General features: G+C 68.6%; 1 protein-coding gene. It reads right to left on the reverse strand.

Features of this window, described 5'->3' with window-relative positions; all coding sequences use genetic code 11:
• A partial coding sequence (locus tag HCK04_RS40360; RefSeq protein WP_142652782.1) for a PHB depolymerase family esterase occupies positions 1-827 on the reverse strand: 827 nt, incomplete at its 3' end.
• Positions 828-882 lie beyond the last annotated feature (55 nt).

The following is an 882-nucleotide window of genomic DNA, read 5'->3' on the forward strand; positions in this document are numbered from 1 at the left end:
CCGTTCATGGGGAGTTGGTGGCCGACGCCGGAGATGCTGATGCCTTCGATGGTGGCCTGGGTGCTTGTGTCGCCGTAGCGGGTGCGGGTCCACGACGACTGCGGGTGGTCGGTGAAGGACGGGGTCTGGCTCAGCCCGTGCAGGTTGGTCCACTGCTTGATCTCTTCGCCGTAGTTGGGGTAGGCGAGAGTGGTGTCGGTGGTGCCGTGCCACAGCTGCATGCGGGGGTAGCGGCCGGTGTAGCCGGGGTACATGGCGCGGGCCTGGTCGCCCCATTGCTGGGCGGACTTGATGAGGTTGCCGCCGGAGCACTGGCTGTTCCACAGGGAGCCGTCGGTGGTCGCGAAGCATCCGGCCGGTACGCCGGAGAAGGCCGCCCCGGCCGAGAACACGTCGGGATATTCGGCGGCCAGGACGTTGGTCATCATCGCGCCGGAGGAAAAGCCGCTCACGACGATCCGGTTCGGGTCGACGTTGTAGCGCTGCCGCGCCCAGGAGACCATCGACATGATGCCGGTGGAGTCGCTCCCGCCGTCGCGCCTGAGCGCGGCGGGGGTGGACACGTCGAAGCACTGCCCACTGCGGGTGGCCTCGGGGACCACGATGATGTACCCGTACCGGTCCGCGGCGGTGACGTAGTCGTGCCCGTTGCCGTTGAAAATCGCGCCGGCGGATCCGGTGCAGTAATGCACCAGCACCAGCAGCGCCGGCCGTGCCGCGACCCGGTCGGGCACGTAGAGGTACATGTTCAGGTTCGTGGGGTTGGCGCCGAAGCCGGTCACCCGGGTCAGCGAGGCCGCCGCGGCGGGCCGTACCCCCAGGAGCATGCCCGCCACCACCAAAGGCAAGGCGGCGGCCGCCAGTAAGACTCTGAGCCTTCGT

It is taken from the genome of Microbispora sp. CL1-1 (assembly GCF_012034195.1).
Taxonomy (GTDB): domain Bacteria; phylum Actinomycetota; class Actinomycetes; order Streptosporangiales; family Streptosporangiaceae; genus Microbispora.